The sequence below is a fragment of the Pseudomonadota bacterium genome (assembly GCA_030860485.1).
Lineage (GTDB): Bacteria > Pseudomonadota > Gammaproteobacteria > JACCXJ01 > JACCXJ01 > JACCXJ01.
Genome location: JALZID010000194.1, coordinates 78523 through 95124, shown reverse-complemented (window position 1 = coordinate 95124; position 16602 = coordinate 78523). Strand labels below are relative to the sequence as shown.

Below are 16602 nucleotides of genomic sequence, written 5' to 3'. Positions count from 1 at the left end.
GGCGCGGCCGGCGCCATGACGGGCGAAGAGCGGGTCATATTGCTCGACGGGCGGCTGAACGAGCAGCTCGCGAAGTTCGACGGCATGTTGCTGGATGAACGCGCCGCGGCGGCGGCCCGGCAGCGCGACAGCGGCACGCTCGGCGCCGATGAGGAGGACTCAGGCAGCGGCCTCGGTGACGGGTCCGGTAGCGGCGCGGACCGAGGCGGGTTGGTCGGCGACGGCAGCGAGGCGGATACCGCGCCACCGCTCACAGGAGGCGGCGGGCGCGGCAACAGTGCATCCAATTCCGCCGGCGGCGGGATGCCGGCCATGCCGGCGCCGACCCGCGCCGGGGATCATTCCCCCGTAGCGGTGGCGGCCGTTCCGCCGGATATTCCGCGTGGCGATGATGATGACGTGGTCGCGGGGCAACTGCGCGAGGCTGCGATGCAGGAGCCGGATCCGGTGCTGCGGGAGAAACTCTGGAATGAATATCGAAAGTACAAAGGAATACCGGTGAAAGAGTGATGAATACCTTGCGTGCCCTGACGCTGTGGCTGTTGCTGGCCGCTCTGCTGCCCGGCTGCAACAGCACGACTGTGAAAACCACGTCCCAAGCGCCGGTGCAGCCTGAAGCCGGCGGCCCGGTGCCGGAATCCATGTTGCTGGACGTGGGAATAAACATTTTTGACCCCGGTACCGAGGGACTCAGCGACAAGGAACTTGAACTGATCTATCCCGAGGTGCGCGAGGCGGAAGCGCGCTATTTCCCGGCTTTGCTCACCACCACGCTGCAGAACACCGGCAGCTGGGGCGTGGTGCGCATGGTGCCGGATCGGCGCAGCGAAATGGATCTATTCGTGGACGGCAGGATCCTGGAATCCGACGGCGAATTTCTGAAACTGCGGATCACTGTGCAGGACTCCTCGGGACGGGAGTGGTTCACGCGCACCTACGAGGAAGAGGCCAGCAAATATTCCTATGACAAGCAGCTGAGCAAATCCATTGAGCCCTTCCAGGGCCTCTACAATCGCATCGCCAGCGACATGGCCGCGTTCCGCACCCAGTCGGGCCCGGGGCAGGTCAGGACGCTGCGCACCATCACGGAACTGCGGTTTGCCGAGCGCTTCGCGCCCGAAGTGTATTCCGGCTACCTCGCCAGGGACGGCAAGGGGCGCTACAGCGTCCTGCGCCTGCCGGCGGAGAACGATCCGCTGATGGAACGGCTGCGCCGCATTCGCGAGCGGGACAACCTGTTCGTGGACACGCTGCAGGACTATTACACCGCGTTCGCCGCGAAAATGCGCAACCCGTACCAGCAATGGCGCCAGGAAAGCTATTCGGAGATTCACCAGTTGCGCGCGACCCGGGCGTCCTCGACACGGCGCATGGTGGGCGGCGCGCTGACCATCCTAGGCAGCATCGCGGCCGCGGTGGCCGGCGGCAGCAGCGACAATCCCGGTGTGCAGACGCTGGGCACGATGGCCGGCATAGTCGGCATCGGCGCCGGCACGATGATGGTGAAAAGCGCGCTCGACCGGAACGCGGAGGCAAAGCTGCACCTCGAATCCCTGAAGGAGATCGCGGCCTCGCTGGATGCGGACATCGAACCGCACCAGCTGGAACTGGAGGATCGGACCGTGACCCTGTCGGGCACGGTGGACCAGCAGTACGCCCAGTGGCGTGAAATCCTGCAGGAGATCTATCGCACCGAGACCGGCGCAGAGCCGGCGCCCGCACCGGCACGGAACTAAATAGGTGTTCTGAATTCCAGATCAAACGGCTGCCTGATCCCCCGGCAGCAGACCGTCAGCCGCGGGGATGTGGCGCGCCAGCCTACATGGGTGAGGCGCGAAGCGCCGAACGGGTTCGCCAGGAGGGCGAACCCTGGACCTGCGAGCGAAGCAGGACTGCGCAGCTCAGCAGGTATTCACGGTGGGTCCGCAAACCGGGGGATCAGGCTGCACAGGGTCCGGACTTGTAGCACAATTCGGAACACCTATTTAGACGGCAGTTTCGATTCCGGAACAAACGGCGGCCTGATGTGGCATCAGGGCCCCCTTGCCATGGACCAACAACCGCACTCCTTTGATCGCATCGCTCCGGCGCCGGTCAATCTCGCCCCTGCTCCGGGCAACGCCGGCACCCCTGCGGTCCCCGTGATGCGGCGCGGCACCGTGGTGCCGTTGCTCGCCCTCGGCGTCCTGTTGTGCCTTGCCCTCGCGGTCATATTCGCCCTTCCCCGCTGGCAATCCGCCCAGCGCCCGACCCGCGCTCCGGAAATCTCGTCCGCCGCGCCGCAGGCCCAGCCCGCCCACGCGCCCGAGTCGCAACCTGAAAACACCCCTCCCGGCGCGCCCACCGATGCGGAGGCCGCCGCGGCGCGCACCGAGGCACAGGATCTGCTCGAGCAGTTGCGCGAACTGGACAATGGTCTGAAAGGTATTGGCGTCGAGACCTGGGCCGGGCCGGCCCATCGCAGCGCCGCGGACCGGATCGCCGGCGGTGATCGCGGCTATCATTCGCTGGACTTCCCTGCGGCGCGCAGCGCTTACCAGGCCGCGCTTGCCGAACTTCAGGCTTTGCTCAAGCAATCGGAAACGGTTTTCAGAGACGCCATGGCCAAAGGCGCACAGGCACTGAACGATGGGAATGCCACCGCGGCCGGCGCCGCGTTTTCCACCGCTTTATTGATCCGCCCAGATGACGCCGCTGCCGTCAAAGGCGCGGAACGCGCCGGTAAGCTGGACCAGGTGATGGCCCTGATCCGGCAGGGCGAGGAACTCGCCCGGCGCGGCGATCTAGCCGCGGCGGCGAATACATTTCAGCAGGCCCGGGACCTGGACCCGGAATCGGCCCTGGCGGGGGAAAGCCTGCAATCGGCGCGGCGTGAACTGGGCGCGCGGGCCTACCAGGAGGCGATGAGCGCCGGCTTTGCGGCGTTGAGTGCCGGGGACTTCGCCGCGGCGCGCGGCCGCTTTGCCGAGGCACTGCGCCTCAAGCCCGGTGCGCCCGAGGCCGCGGACGCCCTGCGGCAGGCGGAGACGCGCCTCACCTCCGTCGGTATTAAGCAGCACCTGGCTGCAGCGCACGCGGCGGAAGAGGTCGAAGATTGGGGCAAGGCCGTGGCCAAATATGAGGCGGCACTCAAACTGGACGGCAACCAGCTCGCGGCGCGGGACGGCCGGACTGGGGCAATGGCGCGCAGGGATCTGGACCGGCAACTGGCGGAGGTCGGCGCGCGGCCGGAACGGCTGGCCGATGATCGCGTGTACGAGGAAACCCGGGCCTTGCTGGACCGGGCTGCGACGATCTCCTCACCCGGCACCAGGCTCAAGCGGCAGATGGCTGTGCTGTCCACGCTGCTGGAGGAGGCGCGCATTCCGGTCACGGTAACGCTCAATTCTGACGGGGAGACCGACGTGACCGTATACCGCGTCGGCAAGTTGGGCCGCTTCACCAGCAAACAGGTCACGCTGCGGCCGGGCAGGTACGTTATCACCGGGACGCGCACCGGGTGCCGGGACGTGCGCGTTGAGCTCACGCTGAGCGCCAATGCGGCCCCACCCCCGGTGCAGATCCAGTGCGTGGAACCAATTGCCACGGTCAATTGAACTGAATCAGCCGGAATTCCAGAGCATCGAGCCCATGCCGTTTGAGCAGGGCGGCGTGATCCGGCCTGCGCCGTTCTCGCCTCCCACCGGTGCGCGGTCGGGTCGCAATTGGCGCGTTCGGCCGGCGGCGCTGGCCGCGGGCGCAATCCTCGCAGTTTGCGCGGCCGCGGCCTGGTTCGTGCTGTCGGCCCGCTCGGTTCACATCGTGACCGAACCCGTGGGTGCCGCAGTCGAAGTGGCGGCACTGCTGAAATTACAGCTTGGCAACCGGCTGTTGCTCCGGACCGGGCGCTACGAAGTCACCCTCCGGGCGGAGGGTTACCACACGTTGCGCGCGTCGCTGGACGTGGGAAACGAACAAAACCAGCGCAAATCCTTCACGCTGGAAAAGCTTCCGGGCCGGCTGCGAATCCTGTCGACCCCGGTTGCGGCGCAAGTGACCGTGAACGGCACGGTCCGCGGCCGCACGCCTCTAGTGCTGGATGACCTGAAGGCGGGGACCTACACTGTGCGCGCCGGCGCTGACCGTTATCAGCCTTGGGAACAATCAGTGGATGTCGAGGGGATGGGTATGGAGCAGGAACTGAACCTGCAGCTCAAACCCGCCTGGGCCGACGTGACACTAGGCTCCGACCCTGCGGGGGCCGAGATCTATGTAGACGAACAGCCCCGGGGACGGACGCCGCTCACGCTGGAGATCCTGGAGGGCAGACGCAAGCTGCGGCTGCAGTTGTCCGGGTACAAGCCGCATGCGGATATGCTGCAAGTGGTCGCGGGACAGTCGCTGGAACTGCCCGCGATTACGCTCCAACCGGCCGATGCCATCCTCGAGCTGCGCAGCCGTCCCGCCGGCGCCAGTGTGACCCTGGACGGCACCTTCCAGGGGCGCACACCCATCGAACTGGCGCTGGCGCCGGGGCAAACCGCCAGCGTGCGCCTGTTCCACGACGGTTATGCCAGTGCCGAGCGCAGCGTGCGGCTCGCATCGGGGGAGCGTCGCGCGCTCGAGGTGGGACTCCTGCCCGACCTGGCCAGCGTGGACATCCGCGCCACCCCCGAGGACGCGGAGCTGATCATTGACGGCGAGCCGCGCGGCGTCGCGGCGCAAACGGTGCAGCTGAACACCCGGCCACACACCATCCGCATCCGGAAACCGGGATACGTCGCCTTTGAGACCACGTTGACACCCCGCGCCGGCATCCCGCAACAGATACAGGTGCGATTGCAGACCGAGGAGGAGGCCCGGCTGGCCTCCATCAAGCCCCAGATCACCACCTCGGGCGGGCAGGTGCTGAAACTGTTTCGCCCTGACGGCAGGTTCACGCTGGGCGCCTCGCGCCGTGAACCCGGCCGCCGCGCCAATGAGGCGCTGCGCGAAGTCATGCTTAAGCGTCCGTTCTATCTCGCCCTGAAGGAAGTGACCAATGCCGAGTTCAAGGCCTTCGATCCCACGCACAGCTCGGGGAGCTTCCAGCAGAAAAGCCTGGATGGGGCCACGCAGCCGGTGGTCAAGATCACCTGGGAACAGGCGGCGTTGTTCTGCAACTGGCTGGGTGAAAAGGACGGCCTGCAACCGTTCTACCAGGTCCGGGACGGCAGGGTATTGGGCACCAACTCCGGCGCGGCGGGTTACCGGCTGCCGACCGAGGCGGAGTGGGAGTGGGCGGCCCGCTACCAGCCCGGCGGCACCATGTCCCGGTTTGCGTGGGGCGAGTCCCTGGCTCCGCCGCCCAGGAGCGGCAATTACGCCGACCAGTCCGCGGTGGGCTACGCGGCCCAGGTGCTGGAAAAGTATCAGGACGGTTATTCGGTGTCTGCTCCGGTGGGCAGCTTCGCCCCAAACAGCAAGGGCCTGTTTGATCTGGATGGCAATGTCGCCGAGTGGGTGCACAACTGGTACGACGTGCCGGTGGAACGGACCACGCCCATGACCGACCCGCAGGGATCGGCCGGTGGGCAGCACCATGTGATCCGCGGGGCCGGCTGGGCGCACGGCACCGTGACGGAGCTTCGCCTGAGCTTTCGGGACTATGGCATGGGGGGGCGCGATGATGTGGGTTTCCGCATCGCCCGCTATCTAGAGTGACGGACTTGAGACTGCTCGCAACCCTGCTGCTGTGGGCGCTGTTGTGCGGCACGCCGCTGGCCGCGGAGGAGCCCGCATCGGGTTCGGGCGACGCGTCACCCGCGCCCGCCGCCACGTCCGGGGAGAAACAGGCTGAAACGCCGGCGCAAGCGGTACCACCGCCGGCAGCGCCCAGGAGCCCGGAAACGTTCATGCCGAGCCAGGAGATCTCCGAGGATCTGTCGGTGTCGTTTCCGGTGGATATCTAATTGGAATAGGGAATATGGGGGTAATGCATTCTGTCTTGCCCAATGCGCACAGCCCGTTCCCGATTTCTTCCCCACATTCCATTGGCTGAGTTGTCATGAGGCATACAGTCATCTCCGACTTCTTCTTCCACCTCGCCTCGCTGATCGTGTCCATCATCCTGGTGCACACGTTCTACGTGATGGTGGTCTGGCCGAATGCGGACGCGCTGCTGGCCGAGCAGCGCGCCCGGCAGCAGGCCGCCGAGGCGGCCGAGATGCCGCGCTCGATCTATATTGTGCTGAAGGACTATGAGCAGGAGTCCGAGATCATCCTGGCGTTGTGGGCCGTGGCCATCATGGGGCTCAAGCTATATCAGACCATCGAGGAACGCCGCCTGCTGCGCCACTCGCTGCTGGAGGTGACCGAGGGCATCAGCATCCTGCCGGAGGATGCGCGCAAGTTTGCGCGCCCGCTGCAGGCGCTGCCCGCGGATCAGCGCGAGTATCTGCTGCCGCGCGCCCTGCTCACGGCGCTGCAGCGCTTCGGGTCCACGCGCAGCATCCAGGATGCGGCGGCGGCCGTGCGCGACGTCTGCGACGTGGAGTCGGATCGGCTCGACTCGGAGCTCTCGCTGGTGCGCTATATCATCTGGGCCATCCCGTCCATCGGCTTCCTGGGCACGGTGCGCGGCATCGGCGACGCCCTGGGCCAGGCGCAAAGGGCCGTGGAGGGCGACATCGTCGGCGTCACGGTCAGCCTGGGCGTGGCCTTCAACTCCACGTTCATCGCGCTCGTTGTCAGCATGATCATCATGTTCCTGATGCACCAGTTGCAGCTGTTGCAGGAGCGCCTGGTGCTGGATGCGCAGCACTACTGCGACACCAATCTGATCAGCCATCTGCAGGTGCGCTGACGCCCCAGCCCATGTCCCAGGCCTGCATCATCGAGCTGAACGATGCGGAGATCCGCCTCAGCCAGGGGGATCGCCTGCTGCTCCGCTGCCCCGGCGTCGCCGTCATCCAGGGCGATAACCTGTACCTCGGCGAGCAGGCCGCACGGATGGCGCAACTGCATCCGCGCCACACGTTCAACCGGTTCTGGTCGGCGCTGAGCCAGGACCCATGGCCGGCCCCCGCGGGGCCGCTGCGCCACAACGCGGACCTGGCGTGGCATCAGCTGCTCTCGTTGTATGAACGGGCGGGCAAGCCGAAGGAAGTGATCTTTGCCGTGCCGGGGAATTTCACCACCGCGCAACTGGCGCTGCTCCTCGGCATCAGCCAGTCCTGCCCGTTCAAGGCCGTGGGCCTCGTGGAGGCCGTCGTCGCGGCCGTGGCCGGTGTCGCCGGCCCCGGGCGCTACCAGCACCTCGAATTGCAGTTGCACCAGGCGGTGCTGACGCGCATCGATGTGCATGAGCAGGTGGAGCGGCACAGCGTGGACGTGGTCGAGGGCCCAGGTGTTCAGGCGTTCCATGACGCCGCCGCAGAACTCATCGCCGATACGTTCATACAGCAGTCGCGCTTCGACCCGCTGCACCGCGCCGAGACCGAGCAGGCGGTGTATGACCAGCTGCCGCGCTGCCTGTCCGCGCTGCTCAACCAGCAGGAGGTCATGCTGGACATTGCCACCGGGCAGTCACGCCAGCAGGCACGCCTGACCCGCGACAGCATGGTCGGGCGGCTGCAAAGGGAGTACGCCGCTATGCTGCAACGCCTGGAGCCGGATCGTCCCGTGTTGCTCGGCGATCGCGCGGCGGCGCTGCCCGGACTGTCCGGCGCCTGCGCGGCGGTGCTGTCCCTGCCCGAGGAGGCGGTGCGGCGCTCATGCATTCTGCACATGGACCGGATCCGCAGCGCGGGCCCGAACTTGAACTTCGTCACGCGGCTTCCCGCCCCGCCGCACTCCGCGCTCTCGCAATCCGCGTCAGAGGCGCCGACGGCGGTGCATCCGGCCCGCGCCGAGCAGGTCACGCACCTGCTCCACGGCCACAAGGCGTTTCCGCTCAACCAGCAGACCCTGTATCTTTATCTTTCCACGCGCGGCTCGGTGAGCGCGACGCGGCAGCCGACTTCCGCCTGTGCGGTGACGCGCAACGGCGTGGAAACCAGCGTCGTCCCCCTGAGCGATATCACCATGTACGTGAACGGGGAGCGTCTAGCCGGCTCGCGCCGGCTTGCCGCCGGCGACAGGATCAGTTTTGCCGGATCCGACACCGTGTACTCGCTGATCAGCGCCGTCAGCCCGGATGGCCCGTAACCGCCGACCCCTGCCTGCCTTCAGCCTGTCGTTCCTGGACATCATGTCCTGCGGGCTCGGGGCCATGGTGCTGTTGTTCCTGATCATCAAGCACAACGCCAATGCCACCTTGGTGCCGGTCACCTCCACGCCGCCGGATCAGCACGGCGAGGTCAGCCTGCTGGAAAAGGAGATACTCGACGGACAGAAGGGACTTGCTGAACTGCGCAACACCATCGCGGAAGTGGAGCGGCAGAGAGTGGTTGTCGAAGGCCTCGTGCGCCGCATTCAGGAACAGATCCGCCAGGCACAGGGCGAAACGGAAGCGAAGCGCGCCAGTTCCGTGGCGGATGAACTTGCCACGCTTGAGGCCCAGGTCAGGAACCTGGAACTCAAGAAGCGGCAGATGGAACAGGAGCGGGAAAAGACCAGCGAGCACACGCGCACGTTCAGCGGCGAAGGCACGCGGCAATACCTAACCGGCCTGCAGATCGGCGGGGAGCGCATTCTCGTGCTGCTGGACATCTCGGCCAGCATGCTGGACGAGACCCTGGTGAACGTCATCCGGCGCAAGAACATGACGGATGCGCGCAGGACCGGATCGCCCAAATGGCGCCAGGCGGTGGACACGCTGGACTGGCTGACCACGCGCTTTCCGACGGGCAGCCGGTACCAGGTGTATTTCTTCAACACCGACGTCAGGACTGCGATCCCGGGGACGGAGGGGCAGTGGCTGAATGTCAGCAATGGCGCCCAGCTGGACAGCGCGGTCGCGGCGGCCCGGGCTGCGGTCCCGGAGGGCGGCACCAGCCTGCAGCGCGCCTTCCAGGCCATCGCCCGGTTGCGCCCGCTGCCGGACAACGTCTACCTGATCACCGACGGGCTGCCGACCCAGGGGCTGGCTCCGCCGGGCGGCGGTAAGGTGTCCGGCAGCGAGCGCCTCAAGTTGTTCAATGCCGCGGCCAATCAGTTGCCGGACGGTGTGCCAATGAACACCATTCTGCTGCCCATGGAAGGGGATCCCATGGCGGCATTTTCCTTCTGGGGCCTGGCGGTGGCGAGCGGTGGCTCCTTCCTGAGTCCGGCGGCGGACTGGCCATGAGGCGGCAGCGGCGCGACGTGGAGGTGTTCAGCCTGTCCTTCCTGGACGTGATCACCTGCGGCCTCGGGGCAATCATCCTGCTGGTGATGATCTCCAAGCCCGGCGAGCCGCTCGTGCTGGAGCCGGCGCCACAGCCGCTTGACGGCGTGATCGCCGATCTGCAGGAGAAGCTGTTCGAGATCCGCGGCACGGCCCGCGTGCTGAACCGGAAACTGACCGCTGCGCGTGAACAGCTGTCCGAATTCAAGGAGCGGGTTGCGCGGCTCTCCGGTGAACTGGGCGCAATCCGCGACCGTGCCGCCGGACAGGGAAAATCCGCCGGCGGCGATGCGGCGCGCAAGGGCGAATTGCAGGCCGCGCTGCAGAAGCTCACCGAGGAGATGCGGCGGCTGTCCGCGCAACGCCAGCAGGTGCGCACCGATCTCGCGGGGGGGATCCCCGTGGACAGCGAGTACATCATCTTTGTGATCGACACTTCCGGCAGCATGTTCCAGTACGCATGGAACCGTGTCATGCAGGAGATGATCGGTGTGCTGGAGATCTACCCCAAAGTTCGGGGCATCCAGGTGCTCGACGACCAGGGCGGGTACATGTTCCAGGGTTACCGCGGCAAATGGATCCCGGATTCCCCCGCCCGGCGTAAGATCATCGTGGACCGGCTGCGCACCTGGAACCCGTTCAGCAACAGCAGCCCGGTGGAGGGCATCGAGAAGGCCATCCGGACCTACTACGATCCGGGCCGGCGCATCAGCATTTATGTGTTCGGCGATGACTTCACCGGCGACTCGGTGCGCCGCGTGCTGGACGAGGTGGAGCGGCTCAATCCGAAGAACAATGGCGGTGTGCCACAGATCCGCATCCATGCAATCGGCTTCCCGGTGCAGTTCGGCGCCCAGCAGGTCACCGGTGCGCGCTTTGCAAACCTGATGCGGGAAATGACGCGGCGTAACATGGGCACGTTCGTGGGCCTGAACGACTTCCGCAGCACCGCGTCCAAATTCCGCTACACTATCGGGACGCCGTTCTGACCGGGAACCAAGGCCCGGCCGCGGCGTCGAAAAAACGTTGGACGGGATGAAATGCATGCATCAGAGAATGCCGCGAATGTCGCGGGCGAGAGTCCGCCGCGTGCTGTTCCTAGGCGTGCTGGCGCTGGCGGCCGGATGCTCGCAGTCGGCCAAGATCAAGGTCGATACCGAGGTGCCGGTCCCCACCTTGAGCCGGATCCCCCTCAACATGGGGTTGTACTACGATCCGGCGCTGCGCAGCTATGCGTATACCGAAAATACCGAGGACCGGCCGGACTGGAAGATCGAAAGCGGTGAGTCCCAGGTCGCCCTCTTCGACCGCATCCTGCCGTCCATGTTCCAGGCGGTGACCCCGGCCGCCGGCACCAGCAGCGTTGCCGGCGTGGCGGGCGTGATTGCGCCGAGCGTCGTGGAAATGCAGTTCGCCCTGCCGGCAGAGACCAAGACCGACCTGTACGAGGCGTGGATAAAGTACCGGCTGCAGCTGTACGACAGCGACGGGCAGCTCGTGGCGGAATGGCCGGTGACCGGATACGGCAAAGCCGAAACCGCACTGCTGAAAAGCAAGGACGACGGGCTGTCCACGGCCATCAACCTGGCGATGCGCGACGCCGGCGCCAAGCTTGCGCTGGGGTTCGAGCAGATGCAGGAAGTGCGCCGGTGGCTGGCGCGGAAGACGAAGGACTGCAAGCGTTATGGAGACGCCTGCTGATCCGTGCCGTGGGACGCCTGCCGCGGGCCCCGAAGGCGCAGGTTGTCCTGCTGGGGGTGGCGCTCGGCCTGCTTGCTGCCTGCAAAAGCACCACCGTCATTGACGAGCATCGCGCGACGGAAACGCAGATCGCGGCGGGCGAATCCGTCGTGGTCCTCGGCCGGCGCAGCAACAGCGAGCACGAGACCGAGGACGATTTCATCCGCTGTGTCGGCGAGAACCTCGCCAAGGGCGGCAAACCCATAAACGTGATCTCCGAGCGAACCTTCGTGGATTCTATGTACCCGTACTTCGAAGCGAGCACCGCGCCTACCGATGTGAAGAACCTGGAACGCCTAGTCCAGATCCCCGAGCTCGCGCAGAAGTTGAACGATTTCCGCGTGCGCTATTTCATCTGGATCAACGGCTACACCGAAACCGTCGACAAGAGCGGTTCCATTGCCTGCGCCATCGGACCCGGGGGCGGCGGCTGTTTCGGCCTCGTGACCTGGGACGACGCGGCCAATTACGAGGCCAGCATCTGGGACTTCAAGGAGCTGTCATTGTCCGGCAAGATCAACACCGAGACCCAGGGGACATCCTACCTGCCTGCCATCGTCATCCCGGTGCCGCTGCTGGCCCGGGTGCAGGCCAATGCCTGTCAGGGCATGGCCGAGCAGTTGCGGAATTTTCTGAACTGATCCCAGACCCTGGCCGGATGAATCCGGCCCCACAAATCCGGCAATGACCTCACTATCACCCTGGGGGCCAGTCCGGCAACTTCCAGTTGAACGTGATGCTGCTGGTCATCGCCTACGATCTCTGCCAGAGCCTCGAGATCCTCGGCAACGCCGCGCGCCTCCTGGCCGATCGGGCCATCGCGGGATTCCGCGTGAACCAGGAGGTGCTCACTCGGGCGCTGGAACGCAATCCGATCCTGGTGACCGCGTTGAACGCGGTGATCGGCTACGAAAAAGGCGCCGAGATCGCGAAGAAGGCCTACCAGGAGGGCCGCCCGGTACGCGACGTCGCCCGCGAGCTCACCGGCCTATCCGAGGCGGAGCTGGCCCGCCTCCTCGACCCTGCGGAGCTGACCAAGGGGGGATACGGGAGAACCCGTAAGTGCTCGAAGACTTCGAAGCACTCGGGGAGTACGAGGTCTACGCCAGCGGGCGCCGTCAAGCTTCGCCGCGTGTTACCTTTCGAGCACCTTCCACGTGCGCCTTGCTGGCTGGCCGCGCGCGCCGAGGGGACTCACCGCCGTTATCCTGAGCTTGTGCTTCCCCGGTTTCACCCTGACCAGGAACGGCGAGGCGCACGGTCTTTCGCGTCTGCGGTCTAGCCTGCAGCGAAAAGTCGAGCCCGGCTGGCTGGCAAGGAACACGAACCTGGCCTTTGTCCTGGTGGTAACCCTCTTCGGCCCCCGTGTGATCATCGTCAGGGTAACGGGTCTGGCTCCGGACCCGATCACGTCAATCCCGGTCTGAGTGAGGATGAAGTCTCTGATGATCGAGCGCAACGGGTCGTCGGCGAGGCGGCCGTAGACCCCCGGGAACTCAGGCCGTGCGCAGCCGATCCCGAAGCTCGTGTCGCCCACGAGCCGGAAGCCGCCACCGGACACCGGGACGACCATGGGGCCACCGCTGTCGCCCTGGCAGCTGTCGACGCCGCCTCCGACCCGGCCGGCGCACAGCATCGTGTCGGGGCGAACGGTGGTGCCGACGGCGGCGTAACTGTCGGCGCAGGCCAGGTCGTCCGTGATTGCCACGCGCCCGACCCGCAGGGCATCCGGAAATGCGCCCCCACCCTCGGCGGTGTCGCCCCAGCCGGTGATGAAGGCAGGCTGCCCGGACGCCCAGGTGGCGCGCTCGTCCGGCCCCGCGATCTGGATCGTGGGTGAAACCGATGGGGCACTGAGCCTCACGATCACGAAGTCGAACTCAAACTCGTTGGGATTGAAAAGCGGATTGCCGAGCGCATCGACCGGAACAAAGTAGCTGTCGAAATCGATCTCCTGGCCCGCGCTGCTGGAAAGGTGCGTGCGCCCGGTGATCACCGAGTACTGGTCGGGAGAGGTGAAACCGCCGTCCCGGTAGAAACAGTGGGCGGCGGTGACCACGAAGGTCGGCGTGACGAGCGTGCCGCCGCAGAACTGGCGCTGGAAGCCGTTTCCGGAGGCGACCGATGGCCGGAAGGCGATCGCCGTCTGCCACGGCCAGCGCGTGATCGTTGTCTCCGTGCCGCCGACGATGCGGCCGGCACGCGTCACCGGGGCATGGTGGACCTCCGGGCCCGATGCGTGTCGCGAAGAGGCGAGGCCATCGACGCTCTGCAGAAAGACGCCGGGAGCGGCCTCGATGCGTTCGTATTCCGAGGCAGAGGCCGCGGGCAGGACCAGCGCCGTGGCCATCAATGCGGCCCACAACGGGATACGCCGGAAGGGGATCGGGAGGCTTTTCCGTTGCATGGTCTTGGTCTTCCGTGTTTGAGGACGCTGTGGCTGTCGGCATCGCGCCACCGGTCTTAAAGCGACCGGGGCAAACGGACTCGGCTCGGGAAAAGGTCCCCTCGCACCCGCACGACCCGCTTCCTGCACCGGGCGCTTCGCAAGGGCCCGCCCCCGACCAACGCGACATAGCCGGAGCAAGACGGCGCCCCGGAATGCGGGCTAGAGAGTGAGGAAAAGGATCCCTGCCCCACACGGGGCAGGGATATGGTGCGGGAGGGGCTTACTCCGAGAGCGTCGGTGCCCCGACGGTCATATGTTCGCGATTGATCTTGACCGTCTGTTCGCCGATCCCCTGTACGGCTACGAGCTCATCCACTGACTTGAAGGGCCCGTTTTTTTCGCGGTAGGCCACGATGGCCTCGGCCTTGACAGGACCCACCCCGTGAAGGCCCTGCGCTAAGGTCACTGCGTCTGCGGTATTGATATCCACCGATTCCGCAGCGAAGGCGAAGGACGAGGCGCTCAAGAGCACAGCGACAGCGAGATTCTTCCACATAAATAAGTCTCTCCGTGAGGTTGAAATATTCGACGATCTTGCACCCCGTTGGTACGGGGTACGGCTTGGGAGCGGGGGGCATCTCATCGTGTCTGCGCCCCGGGGACCCGGAAGGGGTTAGCGGTACTTGCCGGCGGACTTTAGCCGGTCGGCAAAGGCCCCCGAAAACACGTGAGGGAGCACGGCTGGGCGGTGCGGCAATCTGTCGCATCCTAAAATGCTTGCGGGCGCCGTTTCCGCTCCGTCGTGACCCACCGTGGGCGAGATGTTCTGCCATCGGGCATGGTGGGCCGGACGGGCCGGTGTACGGCCGTCCATGACAGTCCCGTGTCCGAAGTGGCGGGGTGGCGAACCGGGGATCAGCCGCCGCTACGAAAGGCGTAGAGGCGGCTACCGAGATAGAAGATCGCCGTATAGGGTAAGATCCCGATGGCCTGAGAAACATAGTCGTCGAGACCAGCGGCCCTGATCGCCAATAGAACGCACAACAGATTCACAGAATAGGCGATGCCGAACACGGCGAGGAAGCGCAGGGCCGCGACCCGCACGTTTCCCGTGCGGCCGAAGGTCCAGTGCCTGTTCAGCATAAAGCCGATCGTCAGACCCACCGCATAACCGCTCACATTTGCTAAAACGTCGCCGAATCCGAGCAATCGCTTGCAGGCATAGATCACACCCAGCCCGATCAAGGTGTTGACAGCCCCCACGCCGAGGAACCTGCCGAGGGGTCTCCCGCCCGTCATCGGGTGGCGAAAACGTGGTATTGAGCGCCCAAAGGCAGGCGGGTGAGCCATCGTTCCAAGGGCCGAAACCCGCGTAACGCGTGGGGGAAGAAAATACGGTAGCGGAGGGATGGCACCTCGAAACCCGCCTGCCGCAACCGCGCACGCATGGCCCCGGCACGGATGAGCACCGCGTTGTCATCGAAGGGGCAGGCCTGCACGGCGTGGACGGTCAGCGGGTTCAGGGGGTTATGCTCGAATACACTGAGCATGCCCCCCGGGACCAGCACCCGGCGCAACTCCTTGAGGATCGGCACGTGCTTCTCCTGGGGAATGTGGTGGAACACGCACCCGGCAAAGACCAGATCGATCCTGCCGTCGGCGAAGGGCAGCGTGGCGCCATCGAAGGCGACGAACTCCGCGCCCTCCGTGCATCGCTGGCGGCCCAGCATGAGCGATCGCAGAGACACATCGACGCACACGAGCCGCGCGTCGGCAAAGTAGCTCCCGAAGTACACCGCTGAGTTCCCGATGCCCGCCCCGAAGTCCAGTATCCGCGCGACGGGGCGGCCCTCCGCCGCGAGGATCTCGTACACGTCCCGAACCTTGTACTCGGCGAAGAACTCCGGCTGCTCTCCGGTGATAGCGATATTTCGCGCGTGTAGCGCGAGATATTCGTCGGCGAACTTGTCGAATTCTGCACTATCCATGGCCCATGACCGCTAGTTGAAGCTCCAATGATCGATCTGTTACCGCCCACCGGGGCGGCTGCGATAATATTCCGGGCCTCAGATCTTCTTTTCGATGATATAGCGGGGTCGTGCTTTCATTTCCTGGTACAACCTTCCGAGATATTCACCCATCACGCCGAGGCACAGGATCTGAACGCCACCCAGGAAGAACATGGGCAGCATGGTGGATGCCCAGCCCGGCACGGCTAGATCGGTAAAGAGGCGCACATACAGCACCCAAACGCCGAGCCCGAAGGTGATCAAGAACACCAGGGTACCCATGAACGTGATGATACGCAACGGCACCACCGAGAATGAAGTCACACCCTCGAGGGCGAACGAGATCATCTTGCGAAGAGGATATTTGGATGTACCGGCCAAACGCTGCGAGCGCTCGTATTCTACCACCGCGGTGGGGAACCCGACGAGCGGCACGATGCCGCGTAGGAACACGTTCACCTCGCGGTATTGCCGCAGCGCCTCCACCGCGCGCCTGCTCATCAGCCGGAAATCCGCGTGGTCGTAGATCGTCTGCGCGCCCAACCGATTCATCAGTCGATAGAAGGCGTGGGCCGTGACGCGTTTGAATATCGCGTCGTTGTCGCGCCGGGTGCGCACTCCGAAAACGATGTCGGCACCCCGTGTGAGCTGCTCGATCATCCTCGGGATCGCGTCGATGTCGTCCTGCAGGTCCGCATCCACGCTGATGATGGCATCACCTTCGGCGGTGAGCAGTCCGGCCAGCAACGCGTTCTGATGGCCGCGGTTGCGACTGAGCTTGATCCCGGTCACGCGCCCATCCTTTCCGGCCAGCGATTCTATGAGCGCCCACGTGCGATCGGTGCTGCCATCATCGACGAAGCAGATCCGGCTCGCGGGCGAAACCTGGCGGGCGTCGGTCATCGTGGTCAGTAATGCGAGCAACCTGCCGCACGTTTCTTCCAGCACCTCCTCTTCGTTGTAGCAAGGCACGACTATACACAGTTGCATTTCTTGCGCGGCCCCCCCACCTTCCAATCGGTTCTCCAAAGAGCCAACAGCCATGATCCCGGTTCGGTTCCTCTGACATCACTGGCGGCGGTGTCGGATCAGCCGTCCAGGTTGGCCCCACTCGGTAGACGTGGAGGGCCCCAAATTCCGTCCGCTCCCATCGCCGATTCCGGCAAGCTGGCGGCGAC

The 16602-nt window shown here is 65.4% G+C and carries 16 protein-coding genes and 1 pseudogene; 12 read left to right on the top strand and 5 right to left on the bottom strand.

Translation table 11 applies throughout. The features are described from left to right. The 12 genes and pseudogenes from M3461_11000 to aspA form a co-directional block, all read left to right on the top strand. Positions 1 to 510: hypothetical protein (locus tag M3461_11000; protein MDQ3774841.1), on the top strand; the 510-nt coding region annotated here is incomplete at its 5' end. Then, complete coding sequence (locus tag M3461_10995) at positions 510 to 1736, top strand: hypothetical protein (GenBank protein MDQ3774840.1); 1227 nt, start codon at positions 510 to 512, stop codon at positions 1734 to 1736. The genes M3461_11000 and M3461_10995, both read left to right, overlap by 1 nt. A gap of 312 nt (positions 1737 to 2048) precedes the next feature. Further along, a complete protein-coding gene (locus M3461_10990; protein ID MDQ3774839.1) occupies positions 2049 to 3596 on the top strand; it encodes a hypothetical protein in 1548 nt (515 codons plus the stop codon). A gap of 34 nt (positions 3597 to 3630) precedes the next feature. Further along, on the top strand, positions 3631 to 5682 hold the full coding sequence (locus M3461_10985; GenBank protein ID MDQ3774838.1) for a PEGA domain-containing protein: 2052 nt from the start codon (positions 3631 to 3633) through the stop codon (positions 5680 to 5682). Further along, positions 5679 to 5930: a hypothetical protein gene (locus M3461_10980; GenBank protein MDQ3774837.1), complete on the top strand. Its 252-nt coding sequence runs from the start codon at positions 5679 to 5681 to the stop codon at positions 5928 to 5930. The genes M3461_10985 and M3461_10980 overlap by 4 nt, the downstream gene beginning before the upstream one ends. A gap of 95 nt (positions 5931 to 6025) precedes the next feature. Beyond that, complete coding sequence (locus M3461_10975; protein MDQ3774836.1) at positions 6026 to 6823, top strand: MotA/TolQ/ExbB proton channel family protein; 798 nt, start codon at positions 6026 to 6028, stop codon at positions 6821 to 6823. A gap of 11 nt (positions 6824 to 6834) precedes the next feature. Then, on the top strand, positions 6835 to 8166 hold the full coding sequence (locus tag M3461_10970; protein ID MDQ3774835.1) for a hypothetical protein: 1332 nt from the start codon (positions 6835 to 6837) through the stop codon (positions 8164 to 8166). Next, positions 8156 to 9247 carry a VWA domain-containing protein gene (locus M3461_10965; protein MDQ3774834.1) on the top strand — a complete coding sequence of 364 codons (1092 nt, stop codon included), beginning with the start codon at positions 8156 to 8158 and terminating at the stop codon, positions 9245 to 9247. Before M3461_10970 ends, M3461_10965 begins: the two co-directional genes overlap by 11 nt. Next, a complete protein-coding gene (locus tag M3461_10960; protein MDQ3774833.1) occupies positions 9244 to 10275 on the top strand; it encodes a VWA domain-containing protein in 1032 nt (343 codons plus the stop codon). Before M3461_10965 ends, M3461_10960 begins: the two co-directional genes overlap by 4 nt. Positions 10276 to 10375: 100 nt before the next feature. Next, complete coding sequence (locus tag M3461_10955) at positions 10376 to 10987, top strand: hypothetical protein (GenBank protein ID MDQ3774832.1); 612 nt, start codon at positions 10376 to 10378, stop codon at positions 10985 to 10987. Continuing rightward, positions 10936 to 11667 (top strand): hypothetical protein, encoded by a 732-nt coding sequence (locus tag M3461_10950; protein MDQ3774831.1) that lies wholly within the window; start codon positions 10936 to 10938, stop codon positions 11665 to 11667. The genes M3461_10955 and M3461_10950 overlap by 52 nt, the downstream gene beginning before the upstream one ends. A 65-nt stretch (positions 11668 to 11732) precedes the next feature. Continuing rightward, positions 11733 to 12071, top strand: a pseudogene (gene aspA, locus M3461_10945) (aspartate ammonia-lyase). A gap of 90 nt (positions 12072 to 12161) precedes the next feature. On the opposite strand, the gene M3461_10940 reads toward aspA, so the two are convergent. The 5 genes from M3461_10940 to M3461_10920 all read right to left on the bottom strand — a co-directional run bounded on the left by M3461_10940 (position 12162) and on the right by M3461_10920 (position 16414). After that, the gene (locus tag M3461_10940; protein ID MDQ3774830.1) at positions 12162 to 13433 is read right to left on the bottom strand and encodes a serine protease; all 1272 of its coding nucleotides are present in this window, start codon (positions 13431 to 13433) and stop codon (positions 12162 to 12164) included. Between the two features lie 262 nt (positions 13434 to 13695). After that, positions 13696 to 13971, bottom strand: a complete 276-nt coding sequence (locus M3461_10935; GenBank protein MDQ3774829.1) for a helix-hairpin-helix domain-containing protein — start codon at positions 13969 to 13971, stop codon at positions 13696 to 13698. A gap of 359 nt (positions 13972 to 14330) precedes the next feature. After that, on the bottom strand, positions 14331 to 14714 hold the full coding sequence (locus tag M3461_10930) for a GtrA family protein (protein ID MDQ3774828.1): 384 nt from the start codon (positions 14712 to 14714) through the stop codon (positions 14331 to 14333). After that, entirely contained in the window at positions 14711 to 15403 is a 693-nt protein-coding gene (locus M3461_10925) for a class I SAM-dependent methyltransferase (protein ID MDQ3774827.1), read from the bottom strand. Before M3461_10925 ends, M3461_10930 begins: the two co-directional genes overlap by 4 nt. Before the next feature lie 78 nt (positions 15404 to 15481). Beyond that, complete coding sequence (locus M3461_10920) at positions 15482 to 16414, bottom strand: glycosyltransferase family 2 protein (protein ID MDQ3774826.1); 933 nt, start codon at positions 16412 to 16414, stop codon at positions 15482 to 15484. Positions 16415 to 16602: the final 188 nt, after the last annotated feature.